The sequence below is a fragment of the Aestuariivita sp. genome, from assembly GCF_049276915.1.
Classification (GTDB): Bacteria; Pseudomonadota; Alphaproteobacteria; order Rhodobacterales; family Rhodobacteraceae; genus Aestuariivita.
On record NZ_JBASXK010000145.1, the window covers coordinates 15,138 to 30,170 of the forward strand.

A 15,033-nucleotide genomic window follows, 5' to 3' on the forward strand; every position below is an offset into this window, starting at 1 on the left:
GGATCCATCTGTCTGAGATAAGCCACCTGCAATGAGTCTCCAATCAAAAAACAAGAACAGATCAGGAACGGCGGCGCATGGCCAACCAAATATGCGTCGCGCCGCCCAAAGCAAAGACAAAAATCGCCAGACCAATCATTCCGCCATAGCCGGCAACAGCCAGCACAGCCGCCAGAATCGGTGTGCCCAACGTGTTGCCGACATTGCCCATCTGCGCCATCGCCCCATTGGCCTGAGCCTGCGTGTCCGCCCGCGCGTTCAGCTGCGGCACAGCCGCAAAACTGGCCCCCTGGATCAGCCCCAGCGCCGCCGCAAGCGCCAGACAGGCCAAAGGCAGGCCGGGGTCGAGCAGCAGCCAGACCAGGCATGCAACCGTCAGACCGAACCCCAGCAGGATTTCAACGACAGCCGACATGTATCGCAGCAGGACAACGCCAAGGGTCATCGACACCGCGATGGAAACCAGCGGCATCGCCCCCAGAACGGCAGCGCGGACGCCATCAGGAAGATAGGGCGGGATCAGCGTCAGAATGGCCAGAAAACAGAAGGTGTAAAACAACCAGCCCATTGCCGGGGCTGAAATGGACGCCGAGCGATAAATCGCCTTGTGATCGCGCAGCACCGTGGACAGGCTCATCGGCTCGACACTCCGCCGGAGGGGCAGCCCGCGCAGCGCGCGTCCCAGGATCAGCGCCAATGCCGCCATCCAAAGCGCATGTGCGATGAACAGGGACGACAGGCCAAACCCCATCACCAATGGCAGACCACCCCAGACAAGAACGGTGTAGGCCACGCCAAAAAACGTGCTCCACAGCGTCATGGTCAGCCCGACATGGCGCGGGGCCGAAAGATGGGCGATCAACGTGGGTGCCGCGACGACAATCGCCAGATGCGACACCCCCTCCAGCCCGCGCAGGGCCAGCAGAACCGGCAGCGGCGGCAACACCGCCTGCCCCAGCGACAACAGCGCCCCACCCCACAGCGCCCAGATCAAAGCCCGCCGATAGCCAACCCGCGCAACAAGAAGGCCCGCGACAACCCCAAAGACGATCCCCACAAAGCCGACAAGCGACACGATGAAACCAAGAGCAGGCCCGGCCTGAGGATAAACAGCGGGCAACTGGTCATAGATAACGCTGATCTTGCCATATTGCGCGGCCGCCCCAAGCCCGGCAAACCAGATCAGACAGATCAGACCAAAGGGCGTGCGGCTGACCATTCAGCGTTGCGCAAGGGCCCAGGCACAAATCGGCATGTCGGGGTCGTTGTCCAGCGTGTCGACTTCGGGATCATAGACAGGCGGCCAGTCCTCACCAAAGTTCTTCAGCGCCGCATTGCGATTGCCCCATTGATGCGCCTCGATCTTGGCCTCATCAAACCCCGCTTCGATCAACAGGTTCTTCAGGCCCCGTGCAGACCAGCGCGAGCAATCCTGCGGGGCGGCGTGGAACGGAATGTAAAACGGCACCGCAAGCCAGAAATAGCCCCCCGGGCGCAGCATATGGCGCACGTTTTGCGTCGCGGCGTAGGGTCGGTCCAGATGCTCCCAGACCTGATTGGCCAGGATCAGATCGAAACTGCGCACCGTTCTGTCCTCATTTCGGAAGGGACCGGCACAGATGTCATACTCGGGATAGATGAATTTCTCACAGCTCTTAAACGTGAGGTTCCGCCCCCACTTTCCTGAAATTTCAGCGACATCCAGATTTTCCGGACCCAAGGCCCGGATCATCTTCCGGCTGGAGCGGTTCATAGCGACGCGATTGAGACTGACCATGCATCGTTAATGGCAAGCGACGCAGGGTTTTGCAACAGATCTGCAAAGCCGATGCGCTGGCCGCTTTCCGTCATACCGCGACACCGCCAAATCGAACCGCAATCATGCTTCACGGGATTGTGGTGTGCGATAGGGCATTTGCCGTCTAGATTGCACGAGACACACAGGAGATGTCGCATGAAAAGACGCAAGTTTCTGGTATTGGCCCCGGCGTTTCTGGCCACACCCGCCTTGGCCCATCACGGATGGCGCTGGACCGCCAGCGGCCAATTCGAACTGACGGGCCGTGTCACGCAGGCCAATCTGGGCAATCCGCATGGCGTGTTGAGCGTGAGCGCCAATAACGAACTCTGGACTGTCGAAGTCGGACAGCCCTGGCGCAATGAGCGGGCCGGGCTGAGCGATGATCTGATGGCACCGGGGACCGAGATCGTGGTGCTGGGTCGGCGCGCAGCGGATCCGGCCGATCTCAAGATCAAGGCCGAAGCCGTGACCATCGCGGGCACGCAATACGTGCTCTACCCGGACAGGATGTGATCGAGTTTGTCGCCGCAGCCGAAGCCAGCGACCTTGCGCAAGCGCTGAAGCGGTCGCGCTGGGTCTATCCTCTGATCAATGCGGGACATGTTGCGGGGTTGGGCGTGCTCATCGGCTGCGTGCTGGCCATGGACCTGAGGCTGCTCGGGCTTGGCCGGGCGCTGCCCTTGGCGGCAACGCTGCGCTATTTGCGCGCTTTGGCGGTTGGTGCGCTGGTGCTTGCAGTTGCAAGCGGGTCACTGCTTTTCATAACGCAGGCAGGCGATTACGCAGCCAATACATGGTTTCGCGTCAAGCTTGTTTTCCTGGCTCTGGCCCTGATCAACGCGGCCGCGCATCTCAATATCGCAGCCATGTCGCCACCGCGCCAAAGACGCGGGGCTTTGTTGTCGATGACCCTCTGGCCGGCCGTTCTGATTTCCGGCCGGATGATTGCCTATTCCTAGAAGTGGATCACCCGATCATAGGCATCCAGCACGCTTTCATGCATCATTTCGCTGAGGGTGGGATGCGGGAAGACCGTGTTCATCAGGTCTTCTTCGGTGGTTTCCAACTGGCGGCCGATGACATAGCCCTGGATCAGCTCGGTGACTTCTGCACCCACCATATGCGCGCCCAAAAGCTCGCCTGTCTTGGCATCGAACACGGTCTTGACCATGCCCTCCTGCTCACCCAGTGCGATGGCCTTGCCATTGCCCAGGAATGGAAAGCGGCCAACCCGCACCTCATAGCCCAATTCCTTGGCCTTGGCCTCGCTATAGCCCACGGATGCCACCTGCGGATGGCAATAGGTGCACCCTGCGATGCTTTCCGGTTTCACCGGGTGCGGATGACCGCCCGCTATCATCTCGGCGACCATCACGCCCTCATGGCTGGCCTTGTGCGCAAGCCAGGGTGCCCCGGCGATATCGCCAATCGCCCAGAGCCCCTCGACGCCCGTGCGGCAATACTCATCTGTCACGACATGCGTGCGATCCAGGGTCACGCCCAGAGCCTCCAGCCCAAGGCCCTCGACATTGCCGACGATCCCGACTGCGGAAATCACGGTGTCAAACTCATGCGTTTCAACCTTGCCGCCCACCTCGATATGGGCTGTGACCTTGCCCTTGGCGCGGTCCAGTTTCTTGACCATGGCTTTTTCCATGATCGTCATGCCCTGTTTGACGAATTGCTTCTTGGCAAATGCGCTGATTTCAGCATCTTCGACCGGCAACACGCGGTCCATGACTTCGACAACAGTGGTATCCGCACCCAGCGTGTTGTAGAAGCTGGCAAATTCGATACCGATCGCACCTGATCCGATCACCAGCAGCTTTTTGGGCATACGCGTCGGCACCAACGCATGGCGATAGGTCCAGACCAGATCGCCATCCGCCTCAAGCCCGGGCAATTCACGGGCGCGCGCGCCGGTTGCCAGAATGATGTTCTTGGCGCTCAGCTCCTGCGGGCCTGCATCTGTCTTGACGCTGACCTTGCCCTTGGCGGGCAAAGACGCCTCGCCCATGATCACGGTCACTTTGTTTTTCTTCAGCAGGTGTTTCACCCCACCCGACAGCTGCGCCGCCACATCGCGAGAGCGTTTGACGACCGCGCCCAGATCATAGTCGATCTTTTGCGCGCTCAGGCCAAAGTCCTTGGCCCGCTCCATCAGGTGATACACTTCAGATGAGCGCAGCATCGCCTTGGTCGGGATGCAGCCCCAGTTCAGGCAGATGCCGCCCAGGTTTTCCCGCTCGATGATTGCTGTGTTCAAACCAAGCTGTGCCGCGCGTATGGCTGCCACGTAGCCGCCTGGGCCGGATCCGACAACAATCAGATCATAGGAAGTCGCCGCCATGTCATGCCCTTTTCACAGAAGGTTACAAAAGTAGTTCAGCCTTAAACCACTTTTATCGCCACTTCAACGCAAGCAACCCGCGACAAATCGAACAGATTTCGGAAGCTGGTTCTGGCGATAAGGCCATGGACTGTCTAATCTGTTTGAACCTAACTCCTGGTGCAGACAGGCACCGATCCAGAAAGAGGATACCGTTTCATGAAAATCGTCAAAGATCTTTTTCTGGCAGTGCTGAATGCCACTCTGATCCTCGTGGCTGTCTGCTTGATCCTGGGCTTGATGGTGGCGCGCACGGCTGAACGCGCGGCGGATCGGTTCCATGACGGGATCGAGACCATCCACCCTCTCCAGACCCAGGTCAGTGACGCCACGGCCGCATTGGTCGGGCTGCGCGAAGACATCAACGCCCTGCGGACCCGGCCCGGCGCGCTCTCGCCCGAGGCGCGCGCGTCGCTTGAAGTGCGCATTGACGCGCTCAGCGCCACGATGGCGCAGATGGAGACAAGGTTCGAGGAATTGGACGAGATCCCCGAGCAACTTGCCAGCAGCGCAATCAACACGGCCGCCGATCGGATCGAAGGTTTCGTATCATCCTATCGCAGTTGCACACCCGAAGGGTAAGGCGGAGCACTCAGCCCGCTTCGGCCAATGTGCGCACCGTGGCCCCATAGCCGCCGGCCTCCATGAAGGCGTTCTCTGACGGCGTGGTGCTACGTGCCAACGCAGCGTTTCGGTGCGGAAAGCGACCAAACTGGCGGATAACCTGGCGATGCGCACGTGCATGCGTCAGGTTGGACGCGCCGGTTTCGGGCAACCGGTCGTACATCAGCCGCACACAGCGGTCCTGATCGGCGAGGTTTTCCGAATGCATCAACGGCAAGTAGAAGAACTGCCGCGCAGGCTCGTCGATTTTCTTGTCCCAACCTTTGTTTATGGCCGATTTTGCGACGGCCAGAGCAAGCCTGTCGGTCGAGAACGCCTTGGATGAGTCCCGGAACATGTTGCGCGCAAACTGGTCCGTCAGGATGATATAGGCAAGCGCTCCGCTTGGATATGTCAGCCAGAGCGACAGCGCCCCCTCCGCGCTTTGCCGCCAGACCCCCATAAACCTGTCCCGGATATTCTGATCCAGCGCGTCGTCCTGTTCATACCAGCCTGCCGGACCGACATCATCCAACCAGAATTTCAGTACTTCATCCGCACCGGTCATTTCACTGCTCCATGGCCTCAAAAACCGTTACCAAAACGTTACAAAGCATTTGGCCAGCATGCAAAGTCACGTTTCCTTACAACTTGGACATATTGCCCATCGCACAGATTTTAAGCCGCGCCATCTTCTTTTGCCTCCTCACTGGCAATTTCTTGCGCAACCCCCACCGCCACCGGCGTTACCGAAGGCGACATGGTGACGAAAGATCCGGTGTCTGCCACGGCAACCGACGGGCGCTGCGTAGAGCGGTAGATGCCGTAGACGGCCAGAAGCGCAATCAGACTGCCTGCGAAAATCCAGAACCCCGATGGGCCGAAAACACCCATGGCCCATCCGGTGATCAGCGGGCCGGTAATCGCCCCCAGGCCATTCAGAAACACCAATCCGCCAGAGGCTGCGGCCATATCCTCATAGTCCAGAAAATCATTGGTATGGGCAATCAGCAATGAATAAAGCGGGTTTGTCGTGGCTCCCATCAGGAAGGCGGCCAGCAAAAGCATGGGAAAATCATTCCCGAACAGCGCCCCGATCAAGGCTCCTGTCGCTCCGATACCGCAAACGATCACGATCAGTTTGCGCCGATCCATCCGGTCCGAAATCCAGCCGATCGGATATTGCGTGAAAATCGCGCCCACGAAAATCACCGACACAAAAGTCGAGATCTGCGCAACGCTCATGCCCGCCTGCGTGCCATAAACCGACGACATGCCGAACTGCACGGAAAACACGCCGCCCAACAGGAACATGCCAACGCAGCCCAGAGGCGAAAAGTGAAACAGTTCCTTCAGGCTCATGGGTTTTGTCGTATCAAACGCCGGTGTCGGGCTGATCGACAGAAGGATCGGCGTGATCGCGATCGACACCAGGATCGACGGGATGACGAACAGAACATATCCCGAGGGATCAGCCGTGAGCAGCAGACCCTGAGCCAGAACAATGCCCGCCGTCTGCACAATCATGTAAAGTGACAACGCCTGGCCGCGCGTCTCATTGGTTGCGGCATTGTTCAGCCAGCTTTCCGCGGTGACGTAAACGGCCGAGAAACAAAACCCAATCAGCACACGCCCAAGCGTCCACACAATCGGGTCGGCCAGCGTCGGATAAAGGATCATCACCGCCGAAATCATCGAGGCAAGGGCTGCAAAGACCCGCACATGCCCCACGCGACGGATCATGCCCGGTGCCATGCGGCTGCCACCAAGGAAACCGACGAAATAGGCCGAAACGATCACCGACATCTCGAATGTCGAAAACGCCTCGATCTCGCCACGGATGCCCAGCAACGTGCCTTGCATCCCGTTACCGATCATCAACAGACCCATACCAAGAAGCAGCGCCCATGCGCTTTTTAGGACCTGCAACATATCGATCTGGCCTTTTTACCTGTCCCTGCCCTTAACTGGGGGCGGCACGCACTCACGTCGCAACCGTATACGACACAACTACGGCGATTTGAGACTGCGTCAACCGCGTGCGGGCACAAGAAGCGAGCTGTCGCCGTACGAAAAGAAGCGATATTGCGATGAAACAGCATGCGCATAGATGCGCTTGATTGCATCCTGACCCATCAATGCCGAGACCAGCATCATCAGTGTGGATTTCGGAAGATGGAAATTCGTCATCAGAGCGTCGGTCACTTTGAATTCAAAACCGGGGTAGATGAAGATATCCGTCTCTCCCTCCCACGGGGCGATGGCACCGCCCCGCGCGGCACTTTCGATCAGCCGCAAGGCCGTGGTGCCCACCGGGATCACCCGTTTGCCGGCCGCCTTGGTGGCCGCGATTTCTGAGGCGGCCTGTTCGGTGACGCGCCCCCATTCGGCATGCATCTTGTGCGTGGTCACATCGTCTACCTTGACGGGCAGGAATGTACCGGCTCCGACATGCAGCGTGACATAGGTGAACTCGACACCGCGGGCGCGCAATGCGGCCAGAAGCGCATCATCAAAATGCAGGCTTGCAGTCGGTGCCGCGACCGCGCCGGGGTGGCGCGCGAACACCGTCTGATAATCCGCCTTGTCCTGCGCGTCCGCTGCCCGTTTCGAGGCGATGTAGGGCGGCAACGGCATCGCTCCAGCCTCGGCCAATGCCGCGTCAAAGTCTTCGCCGATCAGGTTGAATTGCACCAAACCCTGCCCGTCGGCCACGTCTTTCAGCGTCGCGCTCAGAGCATCGGAAAACACGACATCCTCGCCAATCTTCAATTTTTTCAGAGGCTTGATCAACGCCGTCCAGTCACCGTTGAGTCGTGGCTCCAACAGCGTGACCTCGATCCGCGCGCTGACGGGGCCCTGCGCGCTGTCGCGATGACGCTGACCGATCAAGCGCGCCGGAATGACGCGCGTGTCATTCAGGATCAGCCGATCGCCCGGCTCCAGTATCTGGGGCAGATCATGGACATGCTGATCGAGGATCGTATCCCCTTGCGCCACAAGCATGCGCGCCGAAGAGCGCGGCTTGGCCGGTCTTGTGGCGATCAACTGCTCGGGCAGGTCAAAGTCGAAATCACTGAGTTTCATGGCGGGCCAGATAAGGCCTTGAAACTGGATTGACCAGACCCTCAGCGGTTCCCGCCCATTTCCTGGGGTGGGGGCGCGGCCTCTGGCGCAACCTGCGTATCTTCGGGGTCGCCTGTCGGTGTCGGAGTCTCCACGCGAAAAATCTCACGCAGCACACCGGGTGCCAGACCGGACAGCGGATTGACCGCCACCTGAGGGGCCTGCACAGCCCCGGTCAGCGTATAGGTAAAGCCGAACAATCCCTCGCCCCGGCGCGGTGCGAACAGGCCCCCGATCTGGTTGAGCAGATACACCGGAGAGATCACGCCCTGCATGTTGAGCTGCTGACTGGGAACGTCATATACGCCATCCATGGACAGGCCCATGGACGGGCCGGTGGCGCGGCTTTCATACAAGGTGATGCGCGACGGGCTCAGACGGAACCGCGCCGCGACTTCACGGAAAAAGATGCCTTGCCCGGCCAGTTCGGACAGCAAACCCACAATGGAAACCGCGTTCAGCAAGGCAGCAATCGCTGGCGCGTCGCGGACATATGTGTCGCCGACAGCAAGCGTACCGTCGAAATTCCCCGGCTCCCCAACCGGGCGCAACGTCATATCGAAACTGCCCTCATAGGCTTGTCTGAGCAACCCCGCATCGCGCAACACGCCGCCTGCATCCTGCGACACAACCCGCACCGCACTGCGCCCGTTTTCAGGTTGAACACCGCCGGTGACGCGGGTCCGCCCGTTTATCTGGCCCTGAAAATTACCCGCAAGCCCACCACGCAGAGCAAACTGCCCCTGAAACCCGGTCAGGGCAATCGTATCAGTGACTTGCAGCCTGTCCAGACTGGCGATCAGAGCATTGTTTCCCGGCGGTGCGGCACCGCGCCCTTGCGAGGTGCCGAATTCGGCGCTCCGCAGATCAAGCGTGCCCCCCAGGATGCGAATACTTGGCGCAACGCCGGGCCCCTGCCCTTCGAGCCGCGCGCGCAAATTCATCCAGTTACCCCGCTCCACGGTTGAAAACTCGGCCATCGCCAGCCCGCCATCCTCGGACGCGCTCAGAGCACCGGTGGCGCGAAATCCCGGCGCGCGCAGATCAAAGGCAGGCACACGGGCCGGTTTGCTCAACTCGGCGCTGAGTGTCAGGGATCCCCTGGTATCGGGAGATTTCGACCAGCCAAGCTCGGGAATACTGAGCCGCAAACCCTCAAGATCCGAGGTAAGCTCCACACTTGGCGGGCCGCCTTGGGGCAAGTTCACAGCAAACTCCGCCTCGCCCGTGCCACTCACGGCGCCCGGTGCCAGAGCGATATTGAACGTTTCAAGCGCCCGTTCGCTCAGCTCGATTTTGCCGTTCAATGTGCTGCCCGCCCCCGGAACGCCGAACGCCTGCCGCCAGTTGGCCAGGAAGGGCAGATCGCTCAGCAGGCCCGCACCGGTGATCTCGACCCCCGCTGGCCGGGCCTGAATGGACAGGGTGGGTGCCGCCAGTCTCTGACCCGGGATCAGAACCGTGCTGGATACATCACGGACCTGGGCATCGACGAAGAACGAGATCTCTTCAAACTGCACCCTGTCCTTGAGCGGCAAAGCGATATTGCCCTGAAAGACCGCCGTGCCATCGGCCAGGGTCACGGGAAGCCCCGGCTTTTCAAGAATGCGCAGCGGTTCGCGGTTCAACAGAGACAGCACGCTGGTGATCGTTCCGCGTCCCTGCAGGCGTACCACTGCCGGAGCAGCCTTCTTGATCGAGGTATCTGGGACAATGAACGAGGTACCCGACACATCCACGGCCCCGCCGTCATCCGCGACAACCCGCCCCTGCGTCGCGGTGACCACAAAGCGGTTGTCGATCAGGCTGGCATGTCCCGCAGCGCGCCGGATCGGGGGCATGGTGCGCATGAATTGCACCTGTGCATTGGAATAATCAAAGTCCAGATAGATATTGGGACTGGTTTTGGGCTGGATGCGCAGGGCGATGTTGAGATCATTCAACCGCCCGCCCGACAGGTTTTCCGATATCCACCGGCGCGTGTTGGGAATGGCCGCTTCGGGCCACAGCGCCACCAGCCGCTCAGGCGTAAGCGCATCCATCTGCCCGTCCATCGCCACGTCCCAACCTGCTTGGGTCGCGCGCAATGCGCCGTTCAGGTGCAGCTCGTTGCCCTGATCCGCGATGAACAGCTGCCCGACAGTCAGGGTGAACGGATCAAGCTCAAGCTTGAAATCCGCAGCCGCCCCTTCCAGCGAGATGGGCTCGAGATAGGCACCAGCCGGATTGAGCCGGGTCCTGGTCAGGGTCAGTTGTCCGATCAGACCGGACAGGGATCCGTCCCCGGCGACCTGCAGAAACGTGCGGCCTTCGGCATTGCCTGTGACCCAGTCGCTGGTGACTGAAATTTCATCGAACGACAGCGCCTGTTCGACAGGATCATAGGTAAAATATGCACGCGCGTCGTCAAAGGGGATCGGGCGGGTCTGATCGTTGGGCTGCAAAACACCCTGCCCGATCTGCAGCGTTGCATTCAACGGAGCCAGCGTTCCGTCCTCATTGACACCGCCCCGCAAGGCACCCGACAGCGGTGCACGCAATGGCTCAAGCCAGGACAGCGCAACAGACTGGCCAGCGATATCGCGCGCAGGCACGTCGGTCAGCGTCAAGCCGACCGTGGCCGCAGTCTGACCGATGACCGAGCTGTAATTGACTTCGACGCTCGAGGCGTATTCCCGCCCCGTCAGCAACGCAAGATTGCCCGCGATACGCAGCTGGTCCTCATCGCGCGTCATCCGCAGGATCCCGCCATCCACGGTCCAGGCCTGGCCAGACACCGCATCCTCATAGCGCAGGTTCACCTGTCGCAACGTGACATCGACAAGGGCGGACAGCTGCGGCACCACAAAGATCCGGTCCAGTTGCTCTATCAGAGCAGGCAATCCGCGCGCGCGCCCCACAGCTGGCCCGCTGCCGTCAAAGGCCAGCGAAAACAAGCCGTCCGCATCGCGCCTGAGCACCGCAAATGCACCGCTGAGGGCGATTTCCTTTGGTTGCACCTGCCCACGCAGCAAGGGGCGCATGGCCAGGCTGGCCTCGGCGTCCGATAGCGACAGGATCGGGCGACCATCCGCATCAGACAGCTGTACATCGCGCAAGGCCGCACGCGGACGCCACCCTTCCGAGATCACCAGCTCAACATCACCAAAGCTGATCTGCAGCCCCCCGAGGTTTGCCTCGATCCGCGTCTCGACCCGGTCACGCAGCCATTGCGGCGCGCGCAGGGTCTGATCGATGATCAGAACAACCGCCAGCCCCGCCAGAATGCCCAGAACCGAAAGCCCCAACAGCGACCACGCGCCAGCCTTGCCGGCGCGGCGCAGATGCCTGCGGCGGCGCAATCTGCGCAGGCGAACCTCGCGCGTGGGGCGGTTGTTTTCTGTCACTGCGTCTGGGCCGTCTCTGTTCTTGGCTGGATGCCTTTATTCTTGCGGGCCTCGTCCTAATATGAAACTCACAAACCCCTCAAGATGTCCATAAATGAGTGAGGCTCTCAAATGGTTCAGGTCAATGATATGGCCCCCGAGTTTACCCTGCCGCGCGATGGCGGCGAAGAGGTCAGCTTGTCCCAGCTTAAAGGACAGATCGTCGTGCTGTTCTTCTATCCGCGCGACGACACACCGGGCTGCACCAAGGAATCCATCGGATTTACGCAAGCCAAGGACGCGTTTGCGGCCGCAGGTGCCGTGATTTTCGGCGTATCCAAGGACAGCGTGGCAAGCCATGACAAATTCGTCGCCAAGCGCGACCTGACGGTTCCGCTCTTGTCTGACGAACATGGCAACATGTGCGAGGACTATGGCGTGTGGAAGGAAAAGAGCATGTACGGCAAGACCTATATGGGCATCGAACGCTCGACCTTCGTGATCGACGCGGATGGCAAGATCGCCCATGCCTGGCACAAGGTGAAAGTACCCGGTCACGTCGAAGACGTGCTGGCTGCCGTCCAAGAGATGGGCTGATGTCCCTCACGCTGGCTGAGCGCGCGGTCGAGGTGCTCTTGACCCCGGACGGGCGTCAAAAGACGGCCCTGTCGCGCGCGCATGCTGCCGCATGGCGCGCCAGCCGTTCAGGCGACGGCCCCAACATCGAGATCGGGACAGCGCTACCGCCGCCGCATCCGGCGCGGCCCGACAAACCCGACCTGCTGTCACCTCGCGATGTGCCGCGCCGCCGCCCCGGATCCGAGGCCGGTCGCATCGCGCTGTTGCATGCGGTCGCCCATATCGAACTGAACGCGGTCGATCTGCATTGGGATATCATCGCGCGGTTTTCGCATGTTCCCATGCCGATCGGGTTCTTTGACGACTGGGTCAAGGCCGCAGACGAGGAATCCAAGCACTTCAATCTGATGTGCGACTGTCTCGAAGAACTCGGCAGTTTTTACGGTGCCCTGCCCGCACATGCCGGCATGTGGCGCGCCGCGCAAGACACGGCCACGGATTTCATGGGGCGACTTGCCGTCGTGCCGATGGTGCTGGAAGCACGCGGGCTTGATGTGACCCCGGGGATGATCGAGGTCTTTGCCAAGGCCGGGGCCACCTCCGCCGTCGCCGCCCTGAAGGTCATCTATGCCGATGAGGTGCACCATGTCGCCTATGGGTCGAAATGGTTCCATTTTCTGTGCGGGCGCGACAATCTGGATCCCACTGTCGTGTTCCACGACCTTGTGCGCCGCTATTTCCACGGGGGCCTGAAACCGCCCTTCAACGAGGAAAAACGCGCCGAGGCTGGTATTCCACCGGATTTCTACTGGCCCCTGGCCGAAGAAACGGCAGCGCGCTCGACCTGATACTTCGGCACCCGAAACATGCATCAGATTGGCGTTGCAAGCCCCGGAGAATCGGCGATTTTTTGCCCATGCCTACCCTTTCGGGCTGATCTCGGCGCAGAATGGGACAACAGACTTGCCCAATCAGGATGCTGTGGATATGCAGCTTGGGACGGAAACAGGCGCTCTTTCGGAGAGCTTCCGTCATAACTGGGATGGGACAAGGAAAGACGCGTGCGAACACGTCTGGCTATAAAAACGCATCAACTGCTCGAGCGGTATTTTCCGGAACGCCGCGTGTTTCTGAAATCCGACACCGATACGCGGTTCATCCGGCTCAGGCCATCAACGCAGCTACTGGCCTTCATGGGCAGCGCCGCAGTTGTTGCATGGTCTATCGTGGCAACCGCGATCGTCCTGATGGACTCCATCGGTGCCGGCAATTTCCGCGAACAGGCCAAACGGGACCAGCGGGTCTATCAGGAACGTCTGAACATTCTGGCAAGCGACCGCGATCTGCGCATGGCCGAAGCGCAAGCCGCCCAGGAACGCTTCAACGCCGCGCTTGATCAGATCTCGATCATGCAATCCCAATTGCTGGCCTCGGAGACCTCGCGCCGTGAGCTTGAGACCGGGATCGAGGTGATCCAGACCACTTTGCGTACCACCATGCATGACCGCGAAGCCGCCCGTTCGGCCGTGGCCGCGCTCAAGGAACAAAAGGCCGAAGTGGTTGCCTCCTCCACCTCCGGCCTGGCGACCAGCACACCTGTTGACTTCCTTGCCGACGCACTGGCCGAAACCGCAGCCGAGCGCGATCAGATCCATGCCGATGCGCAGGACGCTCTGACCCGCGCCAAGGATATGGAATTCGAACTGGCGTTGATGCGCGACCGCAACGACGAGATCTTCCGCCAGCTCGAAGAGGCGATGACGGTCTCTGTCGCCCCGCTTGACAAGATGTTCCGTTCCGCTGGCATGCCCACCGATCAGATCATCGAACAGGTCCGTCGCGGATATTCGGGACAAGGCGGACCTCTGACCCCTTTGTCCTTTTCCACAAGCGGTGAAGAGCCATCCGCCGATGAGACCCGCGCCAACCGCCTGCTGGAACAGATGGACCTGCTGAACCTCTATCGGATCGCTGCCGAAAGAGCTCCCTTTGCCATGCCGGTGAAAAGCGTGTTCCGCTATACCTCGGGCTATGGCTATCGCCGCGACCCCAAAACAGGCGGACGACGCATGCACAACGGCACCGATTTTGCCGGCGCGCATGGAACAGATATCTTCGCGACTGCCGACGGGGTCGTGGTGCATGCGGGCTGGCAATCCGGCTTTGGCCAACTCGTGCGCATTCGCCACGACTTCGGGATTGAAACACTCTATGCGCACAATTCGAACATTCGCGTGAGAAAAGGCCAAAGGGTCTCGCGCGGAGATCACATTGCTGATATGGGTAGCACCGGCCGGTCCACCGGCACCCATCTCCACTATGAAGTGCGTGTCGGCGGTAAACCCGTTAATCCGATGATCTATATCAAGGCTGCAAACGATGTTTTCTAAAAGCAAAATCAACGAACCAGGGCCCCGAACGGGTGATTCCGCGGGCGCATCAACGCCTGCGCCAACGCCCACGGCCCCTCCTGCTGCAAGCGATGCAAAACCGGTGATGCCCAAGGCAAAACCACCCGCATCCGTGCTCTCTGCGGATCTTCATGTCACCGGCAACATGAAGACCACAGGAGATATTCAGGTCGAAGGCACCGTCGAAGGCGATATTCGCGCCCACCTCCTGACCATCGGCGAAACCGCCACCATCAAGGGTGAAGTCACCGCCGATGACGTTGTGATCAACGGCCGCATCGTCGGACGCGTGCGCGGCCTCAAGGTGCGCCTGACCTCAACAGCCCGCGTCGAAGGCGACATCATCCACAAGACAATCGCCATCGAAAGCGGTGCACATTTCGAGGGCTCAGTGCAGCGGCAAGACGACCCTTTAAACCCGGGCCGGGCAAACAAGCCGGAAACGGCGAACCCGGCCGCAACAAAGACACCGACACCGGACGCGGCTTCGTAAGCAAGCGCAGTACGTGAGTGATTTGCAGGCACCGTCAGCACAGGCTGCGGTGCCTGTTTGCAGTCTGCCCCATGGGCATGATCTCGTCTCTGGGCAACACGAGGCTGCTCCGATGGTGCCAGCTCAATCGCAAACATCGCCACAAGTGACCTCGCCTCTCAGCGCGCAGGTTCCCTGTTTCTTCTTGCCGGAAATACGGAAACAAGCGGGGAGCGCGAGGGGGAGCATCCCCCTCGCTTACATCGCCGCCCATGGGCGGCGAAACA

At 60.4% G+C, this 15,033-nt stretch carries 14 protein-coding genes; 7 read left to right on the forward strand and 7 right to left on the reverse strand.

Annotated elements, in window-relative coordinates:
* Positions 1 to 61: 61 nt before the first annotated feature.
* Both WAO69_RS15490 and WAO69_RS15495 read right to left on the reverse strand, forming a co-directional pair.
* Positions 62 to 1,219: an MFS transporter gene (locus WAO69_RS15490; protein WP_422180751.1), complete on the reverse strand. Its 1,158-nt coding sequence runs from the start codon at positions 1,217 to 1,219 to the stop codon at positions 62 to 64.
* Positions 1,220 to 1,777 carry a class I SAM-dependent methyltransferase gene (locus WAO69_RS15495; RefSeq protein ID WP_422180753.1) on the reverse strand — a complete coding sequence of 186 codons (558 nt, stop codon included), beginning with the start codon at positions 1,775 to 1,777 and terminating at the stop codon, positions 1,220 to 1,222.
* Positions 1,778 to 1,954: 177 nt separating this feature from the next.
* Here WAO69_RS15495 and WAO69_RS15500 point away from each other — a divergent pair, with 177 nt between their 5' ends.
* Both WAO69_RS15500 and WAO69_RS15505 read left to right on the forward strand, forming a co-directional pair.
* A complete protein-coding gene (locus WAO69_RS15500) occupies positions 1,955 to 2,314 on the forward strand; it encodes a DUF6152 family protein (RefSeq protein ID WP_422180755.1) in 360 nt (119 codons plus the stop codon).
* Entirely contained in the window at positions 2,311 to 2,760 is a 450-nt protein-coding gene (locus WAO69_RS15505; protein WP_422180757.1) for a hypothetical protein, read from the forward strand. Before WAO69_RS15500 ends, WAO69_RS15505 begins: the two co-directional genes overlap by 4 nt.
* Here WAO69_RS15505 and lpdA read toward each other — a convergent pair.
* Entirely contained in the window at positions 2,757 to 4,151 is a 1,395-nt protein-coding gene (gene lpdA / locus WAO69_RS15510; RefSeq protein ID WP_422180759.1) for a dihydrolipoyl dehydrogenase, read from the reverse strand. The genes WAO69_RS15505 and lpdA overlap by 4 nt on opposite strands.
* Positions 4,152 to 4,349: 198 nt before the next feature.
* Here lpdA and WAO69_RS15515 point away from each other — a divergent pair, with 198 nt between their 5' ends.
* Positions 4,350 to 4,772 carry a hypothetical protein gene (locus tag WAO69_RS15515; RefSeq protein ID WP_422180761.1) on the forward strand — a complete coding sequence of 141 codons (423 nt, stop codon included), beginning with the start codon at positions 4,350 to 4,352 and terminating at the stop codon, positions 4,770 to 4,772.
* 10 nt (positions 4,773 to 4,782) lie between these two features.
* Here the strand turns inward: WAO69_RS15515 and WAO69_RS15520 are convergent, their stop codons facing one another.
* The 4 genes from WAO69_RS15520 to WAO69_RS15535 all read right to left on the reverse strand — a co-directional run bounded on the left by WAO69_RS15520 (position 4,783) and on the right by WAO69_RS15535 (position 11,305).
* The gene (locus tag WAO69_RS15520; RefSeq protein WP_422180763.1) at positions 4,783 to 5,361 is read right to left on the reverse strand and encodes a DUF924 family protein; all 579 of its coding nucleotides are present in this window, start codon (positions 5,359 to 5,361) and stop codon (positions 4,783 to 4,785) included.
* Between the two features lie 110 nt (positions 5,362 to 5,471).
* Entirely contained in the window at positions 5,472 to 6,725 is a 1,254-nt protein-coding gene (locus WAO69_RS15525) for an MFS transporter (RefSeq protein WP_422180765.1), read from the reverse strand.
* A gap of 99 nt (positions 6,726 to 6,824) precedes the next feature.
* Entirely contained in the window at positions 6,825 to 7,880 is a 1,056-nt protein-coding gene (gene queA, locus WAO69_RS15530) for a tRNA preQ1(34) S-adenosylmethionine ribosyltransferase-isomerase QueA (protein WP_422180767.1), read from the reverse strand.
* A gap of 41 nt (positions 7,881 to 7,921) precedes the next feature.
* Positions 7,922 to 11,305, reverse strand: coding sequence for an AsmA-like C-terminal region-containing protein (locus WAO69_RS15535; RefSeq protein ID WP_422180769.1), 3,384 nt, complete (start codon positions 11,303 to 11,305; stop codon positions 7,922 to 7,924).
* Positions 11,306 to 11,416: 111 nt separating this feature from the next.
* Here WAO69_RS15535 and bcp point away from each other — a divergent pair, with 111 nt between their 5' ends.
* The 4 genes from bcp to WAO69_RS15555 all read left to right on the forward strand — a co-directional run bounded on the left by bcp (position 11,417) and on the right by WAO69_RS15555 (position 14,767).
* The gene (gene bcp / locus WAO69_RS15540; RefSeq protein ID WP_422180771.1) at positions 11,417 to 11,881 is read left to right on the forward strand and encodes a thioredoxin-dependent thiol peroxidase; all 465 of its coding nucleotides are present in this window, start codon (positions 11,417 to 11,419) and stop codon (positions 11,879 to 11,881) included.
* A complete protein-coding gene (locus WAO69_RS15545) occupies positions 11,881 to 12,711 on the forward strand; it encodes a ferritin-like domain-containing protein (protein ID WP_422180773.1) in 831 nt (276 codons plus the stop codon). Before bcp ends, WAO69_RS15545 begins: the two co-directional genes overlap by 1 nt.
* A gap of 213 nt (positions 12,712 to 12,924) precedes the next feature.
* Positions 12,925 to 14,253: a DUF5930 domain-containing protein gene (locus WAO69_RS15550; RefSeq protein WP_422180775.1), complete on the forward strand. Its 1,329-nt coding sequence runs from the start codon at positions 12,925 to 12,927 to the stop codon at positions 14,251 to 14,253.
* Positions 14,243 to 14,767 carry a bactofilin family protein gene (locus WAO69_RS15555; RefSeq protein ID WP_422180777.1) on the forward strand — a complete coding sequence of 175 codons (525 nt, stop codon included), beginning with the start codon at positions 14,243 to 14,245 and terminating at the stop codon, positions 14,765 to 14,767. Before WAO69_RS15550 ends, WAO69_RS15555 begins: the two co-directional genes overlap by 11 nt.
* Positions 14,768 to 15,033: the final 266 nt, after the last annotated feature.

What these genes read in the sequence shown, in the direction of transcription:
- WAO69_RS15490 (WP_422180751.1), bottom strand. Translation starts at nt 1,219, where the DNA reads ATGGTCAGCCGCACGCCCTTTGGTCTGATCTGTCTGATCTGGTTTGCC.
- WAO69_RS15495 (WP_422180753.1), bottom strand. Translation starts at nt 1,777, where the DNA reads ATGGTCAGTCTCAATCGCGTCGCTATGAACCGCTCCAGCCGGAAGATG.
- WAO69_RS15500 (WP_422180755.1), top strand. Translation starts at nt 1,955, where the DNA reads ATGAAAAGACGCAAGTTTCTGGTATTGGCCCCGGCGTTTCTGGCCACA.
- lpdA (WP_422180759.1), bottom strand. Translation starts at nt 4,151, where the DNA reads ATGGCGGCGACTTCCTATGATCTGATTGTTGTCGGATCCGGCCCAGGC.
- WAO69_RS15515 (WP_422180761.1), top strand. Translation starts at nt 4,350, where the DNA reads ATGAAAATCGTCAAAGATCTTTTTCTGGCAGTGCTGAATGCCACTCTG.
- WAO69_RS15520 (WP_422180763.1), bottom strand. Translation starts at nt 5,361, where the DNA reads ATGACCGGTGCGGATGAAGTACTGAAATTCTGGTTGGATGATGTCGGT.
- WAO69_RS15525 (WP_422180765.1), bottom strand. Translation starts at nt 6,725, where the DNA reads ATGTTGCAGGTCCTAAAAAGCGCATGGGCGCTGCTTCTTGGTATGGGT.
- queA (WP_422180767.1), bottom strand. Translation starts at nt 7,880, where the DNA reads ATGAAACTCAGTGATTTCGACTTTGACCTGCCCGAGCAGTTGATCGCC.
- bcp (WP_422180771.1), top strand. Translation starts at nt 11,417, where the DNA reads ATGGTTCAGGTCAATGATATGGCCCCCGAGTTTACCCTGCCGCGCGAT.
- WAO69_RS15545 (WP_422180773.1), top strand. Translation starts at nt 11,881, where the DNA reads ATGTCCCTCACGCTGGCTGAGCGCGCGGTCGAGGTGCTCTTGACCCCG.
- WAO69_RS15555 (WP_422180777.1), top strand. Translation starts at nt 14,243, where the DNA reads ATGTTTTCTAAAAGCAAAATCAACGAACCAGGGCCCCGAACGGGTGAT.